The organism is Buttiauxella noackiae (assembly GCF_000737905.1).
In the GTDB taxonomy this organism is placed as follows: domain Bacteria; phylum Pseudomonadota; class Gammaproteobacteria; order Enterobacterales; family Enterobacteriaceae; genus Buttiauxella; species Buttiauxella noackiae.
In genome coordinates this window covers 699276-716172 of the sequence record NZ_JPRU01000002.1, presented here as the reverse complement: position 1 = coordinate 716172, position 16897 = coordinate 699276, and the positions used below count along the sequence as shown (strand labels likewise).

12 protein-coding genes and 1 pseudogene are annotated in these 16897 nt (G+C 52.8%); all 13 read left to right on the top strand.

All coding sequences use genetic code 11. The features are described from left to right. Nucleotides 1–23 precede the first annotated feature (23 nt). The 13 genes and pseudogenes from tssC (at nucleotide 24) to IX31_RS22065 (ending at nucleotide 16871) form a co-directional block, all read left to right on the top strand. The gene (tssC, locus tag IX31_RS11765; protein ID WP_034458326.1) at nucleotides 24–1577 is read left to right on the top strand and encodes a type VI secretion system contractile sheath large subunit; all 1554 of its coding nucleotides are present in this window, start codon (nucleotides 24–26) and stop codon (nucleotides 1575–1577) included. Nucleotides 1578–1588: 11 nt separating this feature from the next. Beyond that, nucleotides 1589–2938 carry a type VI secretion system baseplate subunit TssK gene (gene tssK / locus IX31_RS11760; RefSeq protein ID WP_034458325.1) on the top strand — a complete coding sequence of 450 codons (1350 nt, stop codon included), beginning with the start codon at nucleotides 1589–1591 and terminating at the stop codon, nucleotides 2936–2938. After that, nucleotides 2935–3618, top strand: a complete 684-nt coding sequence (tssL, locus tag IX31_RS11755; RefSeq protein ID WP_034458323.1) for a type VI secretion system protein TssL, short form — start codon at nucleotides 2935–2937, stop codon at nucleotides 3616–3618. Before tssK ends, tssL begins: the two co-directional genes overlap by 4 nt. Continuing rightward, complete coding sequence (locus IX31_RS11750; RefSeq protein WP_034458322.1) at nucleotides 3618–5264, top strand: OmpA family protein; 1647 nt, start codon at nucleotides 3618–3620, stop codon at nucleotides 5262–5264. Before tssL ends, IX31_RS11750 begins: the two co-directional genes overlap by 1 nt. A gap of 31 nt (nucleotides 5265–5295) precedes the next feature. After that, nucleotides 5296–5787: a type VI secretion system effector Hcp gene (hcp, locus tag IX31_RS11745; protein WP_034458320.1), complete on the top strand. Its 492-nt coding sequence runs from the start codon at nucleotides 5296–5298 to the stop codon at nucleotides 5785–5787. A 251-nt stretch (nucleotides 5788–6038) separates the two neighbouring features. Continuing rightward, entirely contained in the window at nucleotides 6039–8696 is a 2658-nt protein-coding gene (gene tssH / locus IX31_RS11740) for a type VI secretion system ATPase TssH (RefSeq protein WP_034458318.1), read from the top strand. Then, entirely contained in the window at nucleotides 8693–11050 is a 2358-nt protein-coding gene (locus IX31_RS11735; protein ID WP_034458316.1) for a type VI secretion system Vgr family protein, read from the top strand. Before tssH ends, IX31_RS11735 begins: the two co-directional genes overlap by 4 nt. A gap of 14 nt (nucleotides 11051–11064) precedes the next feature. Continuing rightward, nucleotides 11065–13317, top strand: coding sequence for a glycoside hydrolase family 24 protein (locus tag IX31_RS11730; protein WP_034458314.1), 2253 nt, complete (start codon nucleotides 11065–11067; stop codon nucleotides 13315–13317). Then, on the top strand, nucleotides 13314–13757 hold the full coding sequence (locus IX31_RS11725) for a hypothetical protein (RefSeq protein WP_034458312.1): 444 nt from the start codon (nucleotides 13314–13316) through the stop codon (nucleotides 13755–13757). Before IX31_RS11730 ends, IX31_RS11725 begins: the two co-directional genes overlap by 4 nt. A 447-nt stretch (nucleotides 13758–14204) precedes the next feature. Then, on the top strand, nucleotides 14205–14348 hold the full coding sequence (locus tag IX31_RS23620) for a hypothetical protein (RefSeq protein WP_241767189.1): 144 nt from the start codon (nucleotides 14205–14207) through the stop codon (nucleotides 14346–14348). A gap of 234 nt (nucleotides 14349–14582) precedes the next feature. Next, a pseudogene (locus IX31_RS23615) lies at nucleotides 14583–14687 on the top strand (hypothetical protein); the annotation flags it as partial. Between the two features lie 376 nt (nucleotides 14688–15063). Beyond that, on the top strand, nucleotides 15064–16509 hold the full coding sequence (locus IX31_RS11715) for a glycoside hydrolase family 73 protein (protein WP_157837371.1): 1446 nt from the start codon (nucleotides 15064–15066) through the stop codon (nucleotides 16507–16509). After that, on the top strand, nucleotides 16506–16871 hold the full coding sequence (locus IX31_RS22065; RefSeq protein WP_051880693.1) for a hypothetical protein: 366 nt from the start codon (nucleotides 16506–16508) through the stop codon (nucleotides 16869–16871). The genes IX31_RS11715 and IX31_RS22065 overlap by 4 nt, the downstream gene beginning before the upstream one ends. Nucleotides 16872–16897: the final 26 nt, after the last annotated feature.

Genomic DNA, 16897 nt, shown 5'->3' with positions numbered 1-16897 from the left:
TTTTAACGGATTAATGCGAGATAATGCTTATGTCAGTCAACAACGAAACTGCTACTTCAGCGACCGGCCAGACCACAGTTCTTGAACGCCCGGACGCTGGCGGCGTATATGCTTCTTTGTTTGAAAAAATTAACCTGAAGCCGGTTGCTGCACTGGGTGACCTGAACGATTTCCAGGACACCGCGGCCCTGGCTGATGTCACCGCGGACCAGCGTGTGACGGCTGCCGTACAGGTATTCCTGGAGCGCCTGAAGCAATCCGGCCAAACCGTTGAACGTCTGGACAAAACGCTGCTTGACCACCACATTGCGGAACTGGATCACCAGATCAGCCGCCAACTTGATGCCGTGATGCATAACGAAGCCTTCCAGCAGGTGGAATCTGCCTGGCGCGGCCTGAAGCACCTGGTGGACCGTACCGATTTCCGTCAGAACGTGAAAATCGAAGTGCTGGACGTTTCTAAAGACGCCCTGCGCCAGGACTTTGAAGACTCCCCGGAAATCATCCAGACCGGCCTGTACTACCACACCTACATCGCGGAATACGACACACCGGGCGGCGAGCCGATTGGTTCGGTGATTTCCAACTACGAGTTCGATGCGTCATCCCAGGACGTAGCGCTGCTGCGCAACATTTCTAAAGTGTCTGCGGCGGCTCATATGCCGTTTATCGGCTCCGTCGGCCCAAAATTCTTCCTGAAAGACTCCATGGAAGACGTGGCAGCGATCAAAGACATTGGCAACTACTTTGACCGTGCCGAATACATCAAATGGAAATCTTTCCGCGATACCGATGACTCCCGTTATATCGGCCTGACCATGCCGCGTGTGCTGGGTCGTCTGCCGTATGGCCCGGATACCGTTCCGGTACGCAGCTTCAATTATGTTGAAGAAGTGAAAGGCCCGGATCACGAGAAATACCTGTGGACGAATGCTTCGTTTGCGTTTGCCGCCAACATGGTGAAAAGCTTCATCAACAACGGCTGGTGCGTACAAATTCGTGGCCCACAAGCGGGCGGTGCGGTGCAGGATCTGCCCATCCATCTGTATGACCTCGGTACCGGCAACCAGGTGAAAATCCCGAGTGAAGTGATGATCCCGGAAACCCGCGAATTTGAATTCGCCAACCTCGGTTTCATCCCGTTGTCGTACTACAAAAACCGCGATTACTCATGCTTCTTCTCGGCAAACTCCGCGCAGAAACCGGCGCTGTACGACACCGCCGATGCGACCGCCAACAGCCGTATCAATGCACGCCTGCCGTACATCTTCCTGCTGTCGCGTATTGCGCACTACCTGAAGCTTATCCAGCGCGAAAACATCGGCACCACCAAAGACCGTCGTCTGCTGGAACTTGAGCTGAACACTTGGATCCGCACTTTGGTCACCGAAATGACCGATCCGGGCGATGATCTGCAAGCCTCTCACCCGCTGCGTGACGCGAAAGTGACTGTGGAAGACATCGAAGACAACCCTGGCTTCTTCCGCGTGAAACTGTATGCCATCCCACACTTCCAGGTGGAAGGCATGGACGTGAATCTGTCTCTTGTTTCGCAGATGCCGAAGGCGAAGGCTTAAGCGGAGAGAAGATGAAAATTTTCCGTCCGTTATGGAACGAGGGGGCGTTGCTGTCCCCTCAGCAGTTCCAGCAGCAGTCTGACTGGGAATCTTTCCGCAGCGCCGGGGTATCTGCCCTCGCATCCCCATTCCCTTGGGGTGTGGAAAACGCGGAGTTCGATGACAACCTGCTGTCATCCGGTCTGATCCAGGTGCGTCAACTGCGCTTGTGGCTGCCTGATGGCACTCTGGTGGATACGCTCAACAGCGATCAGCCGCCAGAGCCCCGTGAACTTGACTTCGCGCAACTCGCCGGACAGGACGCAGTGACCGTTGTGCTGGCCCTGCCGCTGATGCAGTCCGGTATGGTCAATGTGCAACAGGAAAATACGGTGACCGACAGGCCACTTCGCTATCGTGAAGAGTGGGTCACGGTCCCGGATGCATTTGGCTCTGAAGAAGAGTCAATGGCGGTGGCACATCACAACGTGTCGGTGCGTTTCGGGCATGAAAGTAATGAATCCTGGCAGATCTGCCCGGTCACCCGTCTGGTACGGGACGGGCAGGGAGGATGGCGTCAGGATTCGGCATTCATCCCGCCGCTGGCACTCTTCTCCGCGAGCCCGGTCCTGCGTGAGCGCCTGGTGTTACTCAACCGTCAGTTACGCTCTCGCCGTCAACGCCTGATGTCTATGCGCCGGGAAAGTAACGAGCGTCTGGCCGATTTTGCCGTCGCGGATGTTTCTCTGTTCTGGCTGCTTAACGCCCTGAACTCCCACGCCCGAGTACTGACCGAATATGAGCGTTTCCCGGCACGCCATCCGGAGCAGGTCTGGGCTGAATTAGCGCGATTGGCGGGCAGCATGCTGACCTTTTCACTGGATCACGATCTGGACGCTATCCCGGGCTACGATCACGCCGATCCGGCAAAAGCGTTCCCGCCATTGTTTGAGCTGATCACCGGCTTACTGGAAGCGAGCCTGCCTTCCCGCGTTATCGCCCTCAACATGTCGCGCCCGGATGCACAAACCTGGAAAGCCTCCCTGCACGATATTCGCCTGCGTGAGGAAGCGGATCTGTATCTGTCCGTACGTTCAGATATTCCGGCCTGGCAGATCGCCGAACGTTTCCCGGCACTGTGTAAAGCCGGCTCTCCTGATGAAGTGAGTGAAATTTACAGCGTAGCGCTGACGGGGATCCCGCTGATTGCGGTCAGCCGCGTTCCGGCCGCCTTACCGGTGCGTCTGGAGAACCAGTACTTTGCCCTGGATATGGAAAGCACTGCCGCCCGCGACATGCTGGAGCAGGGCGTTTGTATGTTCTACGTGCCGTCATTACTGGGGGCACTGGAGCTTGAACTATTTGCGGTGATGCGTTCATGAGACAGGAAATCGATATCGATCAGCTGCTGGCGGAAACCTGGCTTACGGTGACGCTGCTGCGTCACGGTGCCACCACGCCGGACGGGAAAGCTCTTTACGCGAAATGCTGCCATCAGGTGGAAAGCGCGCGTGAGGCGCTGGAAAGGGCAGGCTACGACGAAGCCAGTATCGAACACATCTCGTATGCCCAGTGTGCGCTGCTGGATGAGACGGTGTTAAGCCGAAAACCCACACAGGACGGGGACACAGTGGTGCCGGATGAAGGCCAACTGGCCTGGCGGGCTGCGCCATTACAGGCCCGTTATTTTGGTTCTCTGCATGCGGGCGAGGCTATCTGGGATCGGATTGCGGAAGTGCTCCGTCAACCTGCCCCGATTAACGCCGTTCTGGTGTGCTATCACCGGGTGTTGTCCTTGGGCTTCCAGGGATTATACGGCGTGAAGTCCGTCAGTCAGACGCAACGTGATGAGGCACTTCAGGCGCTCAACGAACGGGTTGCACCTCCGGACAGCGGCCTGTCTCTGGTGGTACGCCGGACTGGGATTCGTCGCTACAACCTGTTCCGCTCGGTGTGGTTCTGGATAGCCTTTGCGGTGGTGGTAACAGGCCTTGTTTGGTGGGGCGGCCATCAGTGGCTACAGGCGCTGCTGTCTGCACAGTTGCCGGAGTGGCGGCGTTAATGCGTAAATCAGCCATTTTGTCCGGCGTGTTACACGTCTTTATTGGTGCGGCAGCGTTACTGTGGCTACTGTGGTCTTTCCTGCCGGTGGCGGTCGGGCTGAAGGTTGCCGGCACACTGCTGCTTGTTCTTCTGGCGGGTTGGCTGATGTGGCGCGTTTGCCGCCGTCGGCCGGATGTAGTCAGTGGTATGTCTGTTGCTGCGTTACCTGAACTGGACCGCCAGGGCCCGATCGTCCTGGTCTGCGGTGACGGTCTGGATACGCTGTTCCCTGAGCAGCCTTTGCGCAAAACCGCACAGGGTTGCTGGCTGCGCGTCGGTGATGTGGCAGCCCTCGCTGATGTCATCCGGGCTATTCAGACGCAATATCCCCGTCAGGTCGGGCAGTTGTCGGTCATGTATCACTGTCTGCCTGATGGTCATCAGGACGAGGCGGTGCTGCGGGCAACCGTGAAAGCGCTGCGACAGCAGATAAACCAGATGCGTGAGCTCACCGGTGTTCCTCTGCCAGTGGTGCTCAACGCTCGCTGCTCAGGTCCTGACACACCGTGGACGATTGTTCGCGGCGACAGGGCAGTTGTCTGCCCGGAAGATGAAAGTGTGCAGCCCCTTCAGGAGTGGCAGCAGGCTGCGGGCAATATCACCCTGCTGCCTGTGCTGAGCCAGGCTTTCGACTTTGTTCGTGAAACGCTGCTGGATGAACTGGAGAAAACGGACAAGTTTTCCCCAGCGGTCCATCCGTTTGCGGTGCTGCTGCGCAGCGGTGCCCCGTTGAGTGCCCTGGATTCACTGTGGTCTGACTGGCTGTATAAGCGCACCTGTCTGCAATTCCCTCAGGCGCCTGCCCGTGCGGAACACGCAGGCCGCTTTGCCGATCATCTGCTCACGTTGTTATCGCCGTTTTCGGTGCCGGTGCAGGGGGGGCGACACACGCGTCGCCTTCTCTGGTTGCTGTTGCTGTGCGCGCTGGCGGCAATCGGATTCTCTGTCGGCAATAACCGACATCTTATCGGGCAGGTGGGTACCGATTTGCAGCGCTGGAATGCAATCCCGATGGATCACTATGTCCCCAAAGCCCAGTCTCTGGCGGTCCTGAAGCAGGACGCACTGTTGCTTGAGCGCTGGCAGCGTCAGGGCGAACCGCTGCGCTATGGTCTGGGGTTATATCCGGGCCAGCGTCTGTGGCTGGCTCTGCAACAGGCGATTGATACTTATATCCCCCCTCCGCCACCCCCTCCACCAGCGGCCGCACCGAAAACCGTGCGTCTGGACAGCCTGTCGCTGTTCGACACCGGCAAATACGTGCTCAAACCGGGCTCGCTGAAAATGCTGGTCAGTGCGCTGGTCGACATTAAAGCCAAACCGGGCTGGTTGATTGTGGTGGCCGGGCATACCGACATCACCGGAGACGCACAGGCTAATCAGCAACTGTCCTTCAAACGGGCCGAAGCGCTGCGCGACTGGATGTTATCCACCAGTGACGTATCGCCAACCTGTTTTGCAGTACAGGGTTATGGCGCGACGCGCCCGATAGCCAGTAACGATACCCCCGAAGACCGGGCGTTAAACCGCCGGGTCGAAATCAGTCTGGTGCCACAGGCCAATGCCTGTCAGGCAGCAGCACATCAACCTTCATCGAATGAGTGATGAAGTTAACGTAGAAATGGAGAACTAAACCATGGCAATTCCTGTTTACCTGTGGCTGAAAGACGACGGCGGCGCGGACATCAAAGGCTCCGTAGATGTTAAAGACCGTGAAGGCAGCATCGAAGTTGTGGCGCAGGAGCATAACCTGTACATCCCGACCGATAACAACACCGGCAAGCTGACCGGTACTCGTATCCACACGCCGTTCCTGTTCACCAAGGAAATCGACTCCTCCAGCCCGTACCTGTACAAAGCGGTGACCACCGGTCAGACCCTGAAATCCGCTGAGTTCAAATGGTACCGCATCAACGATGCAGGCCAGGAAGTGGAGTACTTCAACACCAAACTGGAAAACGTAAAACTGGTCAAAGTCGCGCCGAAAATGCACGACATCAAAGATCCTGCGATGGAAAAACACAACCATCTGGAAATGATTGAACTGCGTTACGAAAAAATCACCTGGACGTACAAAGACGGCAACATCATTCATTCCGACTCCTGGAACGAACGTACTACCGCGTAAGACCGACCCCACAGCAGACGGGCAACCGTCTGCTGTTTTTGTTTTCTGAGTGGTTTGTCCTTACAGACTGCTGAGCAAACAAAAAAACCTGCCCTGAACACCGACCTGATGCGCCTGGGTTTCCTGATAAAGGAGAAGGCGACGGGCGGTAGCATACCTCAACGAAAACAGCGAGTGCTCTAAATAATTCGGGTTGCAGCCAAGGCACCTGCGGCCCGAAGTATGACGAGCATTGAAGGAGAATAATTATTATGGAACACCAGTCAGCCGTACTACTTCGTCGCTTAAACCCTTACTGCGCAAAAGCGCTGGAAGCGGCCGCCACGCTGTGCCAGACCCGCGCACACGCTGAAATCACCATCGAGCACTGGCTGCTGAAACTCCTTGAGCTGGGCGAGGGCGACATTACGGTGCTGGCGCGGCGCTACGAATGGGACATGGACGGCCTGTGGCAGAGCCTGCTGGCGCATCTCGATGCGCTGCCTCGTTCGGTCACCACCCGCCCGCAACTGGCATCTGACCTCGAAGTACTGATGAAAGGCGCGTGGCTGGCGGCATCGCTTCAGGATGATAACCAGACCATCCGAAGCCGGCACCTGCTGGAAGCGCTTATCAGCAAGCCGAGTTTACTGCGCTGCGAAGGGCTGTGGCCGCTGTTTTCCCTGAGCGCAACGCAGATTAATCGCCTGAAACCGCTGCTGGATGCACAATCGGATGAACGTGCAGAACTGCAACAGCAGGAAAGCCTGAACCGCGAACCCTCAACGCTGGGCGAAGATAAACCGCGCGAAGCGGGCGTCATCGGGCAAAACCTGAGCGAAGCCCTGCAGGCGGCGCTGGACAAATTCACCCTCGACGTCACCGCCAAAGCGAAAGAAGGCAAAATCGACCCGGTCTTTGGCCGCGACAATGAAATACGCCAGATGGTCGACATCCTCTCCCGTCGCCGCAAAAACAACCCGATTCTGGTGGGTGAGCCGGGTGTGGGGAAAACCGCGCTGGTTGAAGGCCTGGCCTTACGGATTGCGGAAGGTAACGTGCCGGACAGCCTGAAAACCGTCAGCCTGCGCACCCTGGACCTCGGCCTGCTGCAGGCGGGCGCGGGTGTGAAAGGTGAGTTTGAACAGCGTCTGAAAAACGTGATCGACGCGGTGCAGAACTCCCCGACGCCGGTGCTGTTGTTTATCGACGAAGCGCACACCATCATCGGTGCAGGCAACCAGGCGGGCGGTGCGGATGCGGCCAACCTGCTGAAACCGGCGTTGGCCCGTGGCGAACTTCGTACCATCGCCGCCACCACCTGGTCTGAATACAAACAGTACTTTGAGCGTGACGCCGCCCTTGAGCGCCGCTTCCAGATAGTCAAAGTGGACGAGCCGGACGACGAAATGGCCTGCCTGATGCTACGCGGGCTTAAATCCCGTTACGCGCAGCACCACGGCGTGCATATTACAGACGAAGCGGTGAAAGCGGCGGTCAGTCTGTCGCGCCGCTACATCACCGGCCGCCAGTTGCCGGACAAAGCGGTGGACCTGTTGGACACTGCCTCCGCCCGCGTGCGCATGAGCCTCGATACCCTGCCGGAAAAACTCACCGGCCTGAAAGCACAGCTCACCGCGCTGGAGATGGAAGAGCAGGCGCTGCTGGAAGATATCGGCCTGGGCAATCAGTCTCACGGCGAGCGCCTCGAACAGATTGAACAACAAACCCGCGCATTCAGTGAAGAACTCACCGCCCTTGAAACCCGCTATGAACAGGAAAAAGCACTGACGCAGCAACTGCTGGAAACCCGTCAGGACATCAGTCGCCAGGTCGACATCAGTGCGCTGCAACAGCAACTCGTTGAGTTACAGGGCATTGCGCCGTTGCTGTCCCTCGACGTGGATGTGCGCACCGTCGCCAATGTGATTGCCGACTGGACCGGCGTGCCGCTGACCAGCCTGCTGAAAGATGAACAGACCGACCTGCTGCAACTGGAAAATCATCTGGCGACCCGCGTGGTCGGCCAGGATCACGCGCTAGTCGATATGGCGCAGCGCCTGCGCGCCGCGAAAACCGGCCTGACGCCGGAGAACGGCCCGCTGGGCGTGTTTCTGCTGGTCGGCCCGAGCGGCGTCGGCAAAACCGAAACCGCGCTGGCGCTCGCCGACAGCCTGTTCGGCGGCGAGAAATCGCTCATCACCATCAACCTCAGTGAATATCAGGAAGCGCATACCGTAAGCCAACTCAAAGGTTCCCCTCCGGGCTACGTCGGTTATGGCCAGGGCGGTATCCTCACCGAAGCGGTGCGCAAACGCCCATACAGCGTAGTGCTGCTCGATGAAGTGGAAAAAGCGCACCGCGACGTCATCAACCTGTTCTACCAGGTGTTTGACCGTGGCTTTATGCGCGACGGCGAAGGGCGCGAAATCGACTTTCGCAACACCGTCATTCTGATGACCGCCAACATCGGCTCCGACCACATCATGCAAATGCTGGATGAACAGCCGGAAGCGACTGATGGCGATTTACACGAGCTGCTGCGCCCGATCCTGCGCGACCACTTCCAGCCTGCACTTCTGGCGCGTTTCCAGACGCTGATTTACCGCCCGCTGAACGCTGTGGCGTTAAGAACCATCGTCGAAATGAAACTCGCCCAGGTGGCAAAGCGCCTGAAGCGCCACTACGGCCTGCAAACCCGAATCGACGAAAGCCTGTACGACACGCTGGTTGCCGCCTGCCTGCTGCCGGACACCGGCGCACGCAACATCGACAGCCTGCTCAATCAACAGATCCTGCCGGTCCTCAGCCAGCAACTGCTACAGCGCAAAGCCGGGCAGCAGAGGACGCACAGCCTGGCACTGGGCTGGGATGAAGACGAGGGGATTGTGCTGGAGTTTGACCGTGAGCATGAAGGAGACGGAGCATGAGTGATTCCATCATAAGCAATATGGCCAGCCAGGTGAGTCAGTTACTGGGACAGTCCCGCTACCGGGTGGATGTGCATAACTGCCCGTGCTTTCTGGATGTGCTGAGCTTCCGGGCCGAAGAATTCCTGAGCAAACCCTGGCAGTATGACATTCAGCTGACCTGCGCCACGCGGGGTATTGCCTGCGATGCCCTGCTGCGTAAGCCGGGTGCCTTTACGTATCAGACTCCGATGTTCACCGGCGCCCCGGCGACGCCTGTGCGCACGGTTTATGGCGTGGTGCAGTCTTTTCGCCAGCTGTCCACCTCAGCGGATGAGACCCGTTACGCCCTGACGCTGGTTCCGCGAATTGCACTGCTGCAGCACACCCGCAATAACGACATTTACCTTAACCAGCCCGTGACCGAAGTTGTGGAGAAGGTGCTGCGTAAGCACGGTCTGGAAGGCCCGGACTTCGAATTCCGTCTCTCGCGGGAATACCCGGCGCGCGAGCTGATTACCCAGTGGCGGGAAACCGACCTTGAATTTGTCCAGCGTCTGCTGGCTGAAGTGGGCATCTTCTGGCGCTTTGAGATGGACAGTCGCCTTGAGCAGGATGTGGTGATATTTCAGGATTCGCAGGAGAAGTACCAGTTCGGTGTCACGCTGCCGTCCCGCAATCAGGCAGGTATGAGTGACAGCGGTCAGGAGAGCGTGTGGGATATTAGCACGGCGTATCAGGTCGTGAGTGGTAGTGTCTCCACCCGGGATTACAACTACCGCGACGCGCTGACGCCGCAGGACAGCACCGGGAGTATCAGCAGCCCGGAGGGCATTACCGAGGGTGAGGTGTATCACTATGCTGAGCCTTTCCTGTCAGAAGGCACCCCGGACAGCGTGGAAACCGGCGCGTTTTATGCCCATCTGCGCCATGAGCGTATCCTGAACGACCAGCTCACCGTCAGCGGTCATTCGAGTAGTCCGTTGCTGACGCCCGGCCAGGTACTGGAAACCGATGGCACACTGCCTGACAGCCTGAAGGACGGTATTGTCATCACGCATATCATCAGCAGCGGTTCGCGCAAAAACAGCTTCCAGCTGGCCTTTGACGGTATTCCCTACAGTGAATCCGTCTGCTACCGCCCGGCACTTATCCATCGCCCGGTAATCTCCGGCACCCTGCCTGCTCGTGTGGAAAGTACCCAAAAGGGCGACACCTACGCCTGGCTGGATGAGCAGGGCCGCTACCGAGTGAAACTGGACTTCGATCGCAACAGCCCGGAACAGGGTTATGCCTACTTATGGCTGCGCATGGCGAAACCGTATGCCGGTGACACCTATGGCTGGCATGCGCCTTTGCTCGACGGCACCGAAGTTTCGGTAATGTTCGACAGCGGCGATCCGGACCGCCCGTACATCGCCTATGCGCAGCATGATTCCGCTCACCCGGACCACGTCACCCGCGACAACCACACGCGCAATATCTGGCGCTCTCCGGCAAATAATAAACTCAGGATGGAGGATTTGCGGGGTAAGGAGCACATTAAACTCGCCACCGAGTTTGGGAAAACCCAGCTGAACATCGGCCACCTGGTGGACGCGCAGCGTGAGCAACGCGGCAGCGGATTTGAACTGCGTACCGACGAATTTGGCGCGGTTCGTGCCGCTAAGGGGATTTTCCTGACGGCGGATGAACAATCAAAAGCCCAGGGCCAGGTGCTGGAGATGAGCCCGGCGGTTAACCAGATAAATCAGGCCAACAATGAGATGCAGGCGCTGAACAGTGCTGCAGAAGCCGCAGGGGCGTTGGTCTCGGACATTCAGACCCAGATGGGGCTGATTACCGGCCAGCTCGAAAACCTGCAGGCCGCTGTGGTGCTGGCGACCGCTCCTCAGGGCGTGGCACTCACCTCCGGCGAGCATCTGCAGCTGGCCAGTAAGGCGAACACCATGGTGAACGCCGGCCAGCATCTGGACATGGGGGCAATGAAAAACCTTACCCTCACGGCGGAAAAAGCGCTGGGGCTGTTTGTGCATAAAGAGGGCGCAAAACTGGTGGCTAACCAGGGTGATGTGGAAATCCAGGCACAGCACAACACCATGGCCCTGTTTGCAAAGCAGCAGGTCACCATTACCAGCAGCGATGATGAAATCATTATCAGCACACCGAAAGTCCTGACCCTGAACGGCGGCGGTTCGTATCTGAAACTGAGTCAGAGCGGGATTGAGCATGGCTCGAACGGGGATTACATCGTGAAGGCGGCGAACTATATCGTGCCGGGAGCGGGGGCTGACATACCTGTTGATGCTCCAAATTTTAACATAACTGATATTTCCGAAAAAAATCTGGTCATCAGTAAATCCTTTAACGACTGACAGGGAGTGTGATCGTGTCTGTGTTACCCAAAATTGTTTGGCCGGTCCCCTCCAACAATCGGGGAAGTGAGTTCAATAATCAGGAAGAGATCCTCTCCCATATAGCGGGTGAATCTTCCGGGCAATATACTATCGGTCGGAGTGGTATGTGGCATGGCGGAATTCATATTACACATGCCACAACTCCATGGTGTGCCCTTAGTGGTAAGGCTCCCCTTGAGGCAGTTGATTTCCCGGTCGCCTACAAAGGCGAACAGGCTGTGCGTTGTATGGCTGATGGTGAAGTGGTTGCCTATCGTGTCTGTAAGGATTATCTGCCGCTAGAGTGGGAATCCGGTCCGCTGAGTTTTTCAGGCTCATTCGTTCTGGTGAAACACTATATCCAGCCGGGTGAGAAAGAAACCAGTGGGTTACATTTCTATACCCTGTACATGCACCTGGCCCCATATTCTGCTTACACCGTCAATCCGGCAGAAACAAAGTGGACTCTTCAGGACTCACTTTCAGCCTATGATCCAGAGTGGGTAATGTCTGCCAGCACAAAGAACAAAGATGTCAGCGACAGCTATTCAAAAGGCACGATGCCGAAAGGTGCAATTGTAGAATGGAATAAGTCTGACGGAAGTCTCCATACTGTTGCGTTCAATAACCGCGAGTACGGCCTGGTGACCTTTGTCAGTTTGTCTGAGGATGCGGTGAAAAAAGGCAAGAAAACATCCTTTAAGCCCGGTCAGCGGTACTGGATATTGGTCGATAAGAACAATATATCTCCGGATACTAGCGGTGTTTCTCAGCCTTCCTGGTGGCAAAAACTAATGCCACCAGCGAAAGAGGCAATGAAGTTCGATGAGGTTGTATGTCCGACGCCCTACGCCATTAGCGCCGGTGACCCTGTTGGTCACATGGGGTTTTATCAGGCACCCAAAGATGGTGGGTATGAAGCGCGTTATCAGGTGCATATCGAATGCACGAGCATGGACGACAATCTGGAAAAATTCCTGACCAACCCCGAACAGGTGGGAGAGAAGTATCCGCTCTGGCTGAAGTACGGACCAGGTCTTGCTCTGTATAAAAAAGATGTCGCTACCGGAAAATTCACAAAAGATACCAGAGCGACCACCATGACCGGGATCCTGCCACTGAGTCAGATGCAAACGGAAACCGATAAGATGACCAAACAGGAATACTGGCAGCTGCGACCAGAAAATGCTTATGCACTCAAAGGGCAGGGTGAGCCACAGCTTTTGTCACAGTATGATCTGACCAAACTGGGTTTCAGAACTGAGACCGCAGATCCCACCAGTTTTGATTATCTGGATGGAAAAAACCAGCCGACTGGATTCTTCCGTAACCTCATAGATTCACTCTACCAGGCAGCTACAGCGGATACGCGAACCAGTCATGCATTGGTAAAGCATAATTACCAACGTTTGCTGGATAAAATTGACAGCGGAAGCGACGATTATTCGCCGATGGAGTACTGGAGAGCGCTTCATAACCCTGACTATCGTGACATCATTATGAAAACGATAGTGAAACATCCCAGCGACTGGTATTTCAAAAAAGGTGATGCCATCTGGCAACCGTTCCTTAATGCGCTGAAAAAAGAGGCCCCGGAATGGAAAAAGTATAGTGAGGATTTTCTAGACAAGATGGCATGGATGCAGGATGTTACAACTGAAAAGCTAGGACCTTCGTTATGGCATATGCACCCTGTCAAGTTCTTAGCTTCACTAATGCGGACTGAAGGAAACATTAGGATACTACGCTTGCGTTCATTTATCCGGATGATCCGTATTGGTGAAGGGACCACTCAGGAGGACGGATACAGGACTATGTTTACTGGTGCTAAATTTACAGATTTTAGTAAACACCCTAACATAAGACATGAAGCTAATGGCGTTGTTTCGACTGCTGCTGGAGCTTATCAGTTTTTGTACGGTACATGGAGAAACCTACAACGCCGATATTCATTCACCGATTTTAGTCAGAGCAACCAAGATCTTGGATGTATTGCGTTAATTGCTGGTCGAAAAGCTCTGGATGCAGTAATGCAGGGGAAAATCAGTGAAGCCATACATTTATGCCGTATAGAGTGGGCTAGTTTACCTGGCTCGCCACATGGCCAACCAACTGCAAATAAAAAAATGATCATAAATAAATATGAAGGCTACTTAACTGAGGAAAAAAAAGGCACAACAAGTTTACACGCCACTTCTGAAGATATGGTTAAATTTATCGAAGATAACTATCCGGGGTATTTATGAACAGATTTATACTTTTGCTGCTGATACCGACATTTTGCTATGCAAATACTTCTAATATATTCAAATCTTCGTGTGGAGGCGTTCCGTACAGCATCGAATCATTTTGCAGAGTAAATAACCTAAAGGATGATCAAGATAAACTTGATATTCTGGTTTGCAGCAAACAAATACTCTCCATTGGTGACGAAAAACTAGATTTATCAAAATCAACTGGTTTTGTTGAGCGCATGAACCAAAAAGGTGAAAAATTAAAAATGATGAATTTCGTCTTTTACGGTGCTTCATGTAAAAATGACAGGATTATATTATCTGCTTCTGGCGGGTGCAACTCATGTGGTGAGATGTTTAAAACATTTAATCTATCGGGTAAAGAAGTAAAAGAAAAATCCTCCACAGTAGATTTGGAACCTATGCAAGACATTATCCCCAATCTTTATTAACGAGATAAAGGCGAGGGCGTTTTATATGATAAAGATATCGATTTTATTCCTATCCATTTTGACTTTCTGCTCGTTCGCAAATACGAACAGCGATCCACAATTCTCTGATTATCAGACAAAAGTTAGTACTGGCCCATTTGCTAAAAAATAGTTCTCAACGAAAAGCAAGAAGGATATTCATCCGTCTGGAAAAAATCAGTTCAAGATGAGTTAAATAAGCCCGTTAATTTCGCTGGCCACTACAGACTCTATACAACTTTTGGGGGGAAAGGGAACGAGTGCTTAAGTGATAGCTGGGTATGTGGATGGGTAATTGATAAAATATCAGGAAAAATAATTTCTGAGCTTCCTCGTGATGACGATGGCAGTAATATTTACGCTGGCACTGGTGATAATGATACTCCCATAGGCCTTCCATTCGAGATTAATGCATATAAAGATAGTACTATGGCGGTGATTACTGGCCAAGCCATACCAGCAAGTAAAAAAACAGATGAAGATCCAATCTGCAAATCGGCTGTATTTAAATTTGACGACACCAAACTCATCAAGCTTGCAGAATCCATTGACGGATGCAAAATAGAAGAATAACTCCCGAGAAATTAATAACATAAATATTCCCATGTGTAGCGCATGGGCAACATTTTCCTATTCCATATCAGGGAGGGATCATCAGAAATAAGTTTTTCGTACAAATGAAACAGCATTTTTTTCTTAAAAAGCACACTGCTTATCGCTCGTGAAAACTACTATTTCACAAAGAACTATGATCAATTATCTCATAACTATGATCAATTATCTCATGATAAATAAAGGAGATAACCTATGGGCCTAGAAAAATTAATTATGCATATATCCATTATTCCTAATTGCAGACAGCCATGGAAAATAACACATAAATTGTCAGGTATTCTTCTTCTGACGATTTGTGGCCAAGGAAATATCATGGCAACTATAATCTAAGGTTTTATTTTCGAATTTAGTAATAATTTAACATCAAGCGGTAAATTTTAATGATGCGCTGGGCTTTAAATGTTGCAAGATGACTATTAAGAAAACAAGTATTGTTTATTAAATCTGCGATAAAGTCGACTGTATAAAAGTTAGACTTTTCATGATCTCACCCTGTTGCAGAATGTAAACTGGCCAAATTTCTTTCAAAAAAAACGATTTATTCAACAAAGCCACTATCTGGCTACAGTCTTTGCGGGCTGCAGGATTTTGTAATCTTGCCCTGGGATTGAGCATGGCTCGAACGGGGATTACATCGTTAAGGCGGCGAACTATCTTGTGCCGGGTGTGGGTGGTGTCGGACGGAGACAGTCTGACGCCCGTAACGCCTGTTGCATCAGATACCCAGCCGGCATTTGGCGAGGTGGTCAAAGCCACTCCCCCGGTTGCCATCAGTGCCGGAGACGGCATCGGGCATATGGGTTTTTTTCAGTTACCGGAAGATAACGGCAAGCTCTCGCGTTACCAGGTGCACCTTGAGTGCCTGAGTCCGGGGGATAAGCTGGTGACGTTTCTGACCAACCCGGACAATGTTGACGTTAATGATAAAGCGGCCTATCTGAAGTACGAAAAAGACGCGGCGTTGTTTATGAAAAACGGACAGGGCCAGATAGTGGCCAGCACGCGCAGGACCCGGAATCAGGGTATCGCGACGCGGTCAAAAGTGGCGACACTGGGTGCAGATGGCCAGCCGGTAGCGGCAGGTGCAGAGCCTGCGTATTACCAGATAAATGTGGAGTTTGGCTGGCTGGCCGCGGCGAGTATCAGGAAGGTGTCGCAGTATGCGCTGGGTGAACTGGGCTTTGTGACACTGGATAAGACCCCGGAAAGTTTTGACCTGATAGACGGTATTAAACAGCCGCATAATGTGGTGAAAGGCATTCTGGAGCAGATGTATCAAGCGGCCTCGGATGAAACCCGCAGCAGCCATGCGATGAACGAATATAACTATAAACGACTGCTGGAACAGATTGACGCCAATCACGACGGACATTATTCGGAAGGGGAGTACCTGCAGGCGGTTCATAACCGCTCCTACCGTGACCATCTGTACCGCATCATCGCAAAACACGGCAGCGAGTGGTACTACGGCAAGGACGACCCGTTGTGGGATAACTACCTGAAGACGCTGACCACGGATGCACCAGAGTGGAAAAAGTACACCGAAGCGTTTATCGACAAAATAACATGGATGAAAGAAGTGCCGGATATGGAAGAGAAGCCGTGGCATATGCATCCGCTGGTGTTATTGGACTCATTAAAAAGTAAGCCAAAAACTATTGGTCGTATTGTAGGAAATGAGTTTGTTCAATTCGTTTGGGAGGAAGCGAAGAAGAATGAAGCTATTTCTCATGTTCCTGCTGCGATAACTACAGCGCAGGCAATTCTTGAAACTGGCTATGGAAGGTCGGTTCCAACTGATTTATACACAAATGAATATAGCTACAATCTCTTTGGCATTAAAGCCCACGGTAACCCAAACTTCGTTCAAGTGTGGACTCACGAGGTTCAAAATGGCGTAAGAATAAGAATAATAGATAAATTTCAAAAATACACTTCATATGAAGATAGTATTGCCGGACGAGCTGCTTTTTTCACAAATAATAGGAGGTATCATTTTCTTTTTGATTATGATGACCCATGCGACTGGGCAACAGGATTGCAACAAGCAGGTTATGCAACTGACCCAACCTATGCAGACAAGCTCATCAGCATAATGAGGACACGAGGTTTGTTATGATTAGAATATTGTTTTTTATTTTTTCCTTTTATTCCGCTTCACTTTTTGCCAGTGAGGTTTGCAATGAAATAAACATAAAGTCTGAATCCATTCAAGTTCACGTAGATAGCGACCAATCCGGGTATGTTGTGTCTGGTGATGGTCGATTATATTTTTACGATGCTCCGGACAACTCTTGCATAAATAAGAAATTATTTTTAATAAAAGGTGATATTGTTAATGTTTACGCTGAGTTTAATGGATTTTATTCAGTAATGTATTTTAAGAAAAATGGCGAGACAGTAGAAGGATGGCTCAAATCTGAAAGATTATCACCAACAGGAACTGGTATTGGCCCAAAACAGGGTAATGTCTCTAATTAGTTGAATTGATGTATGGTCAGGGAAAG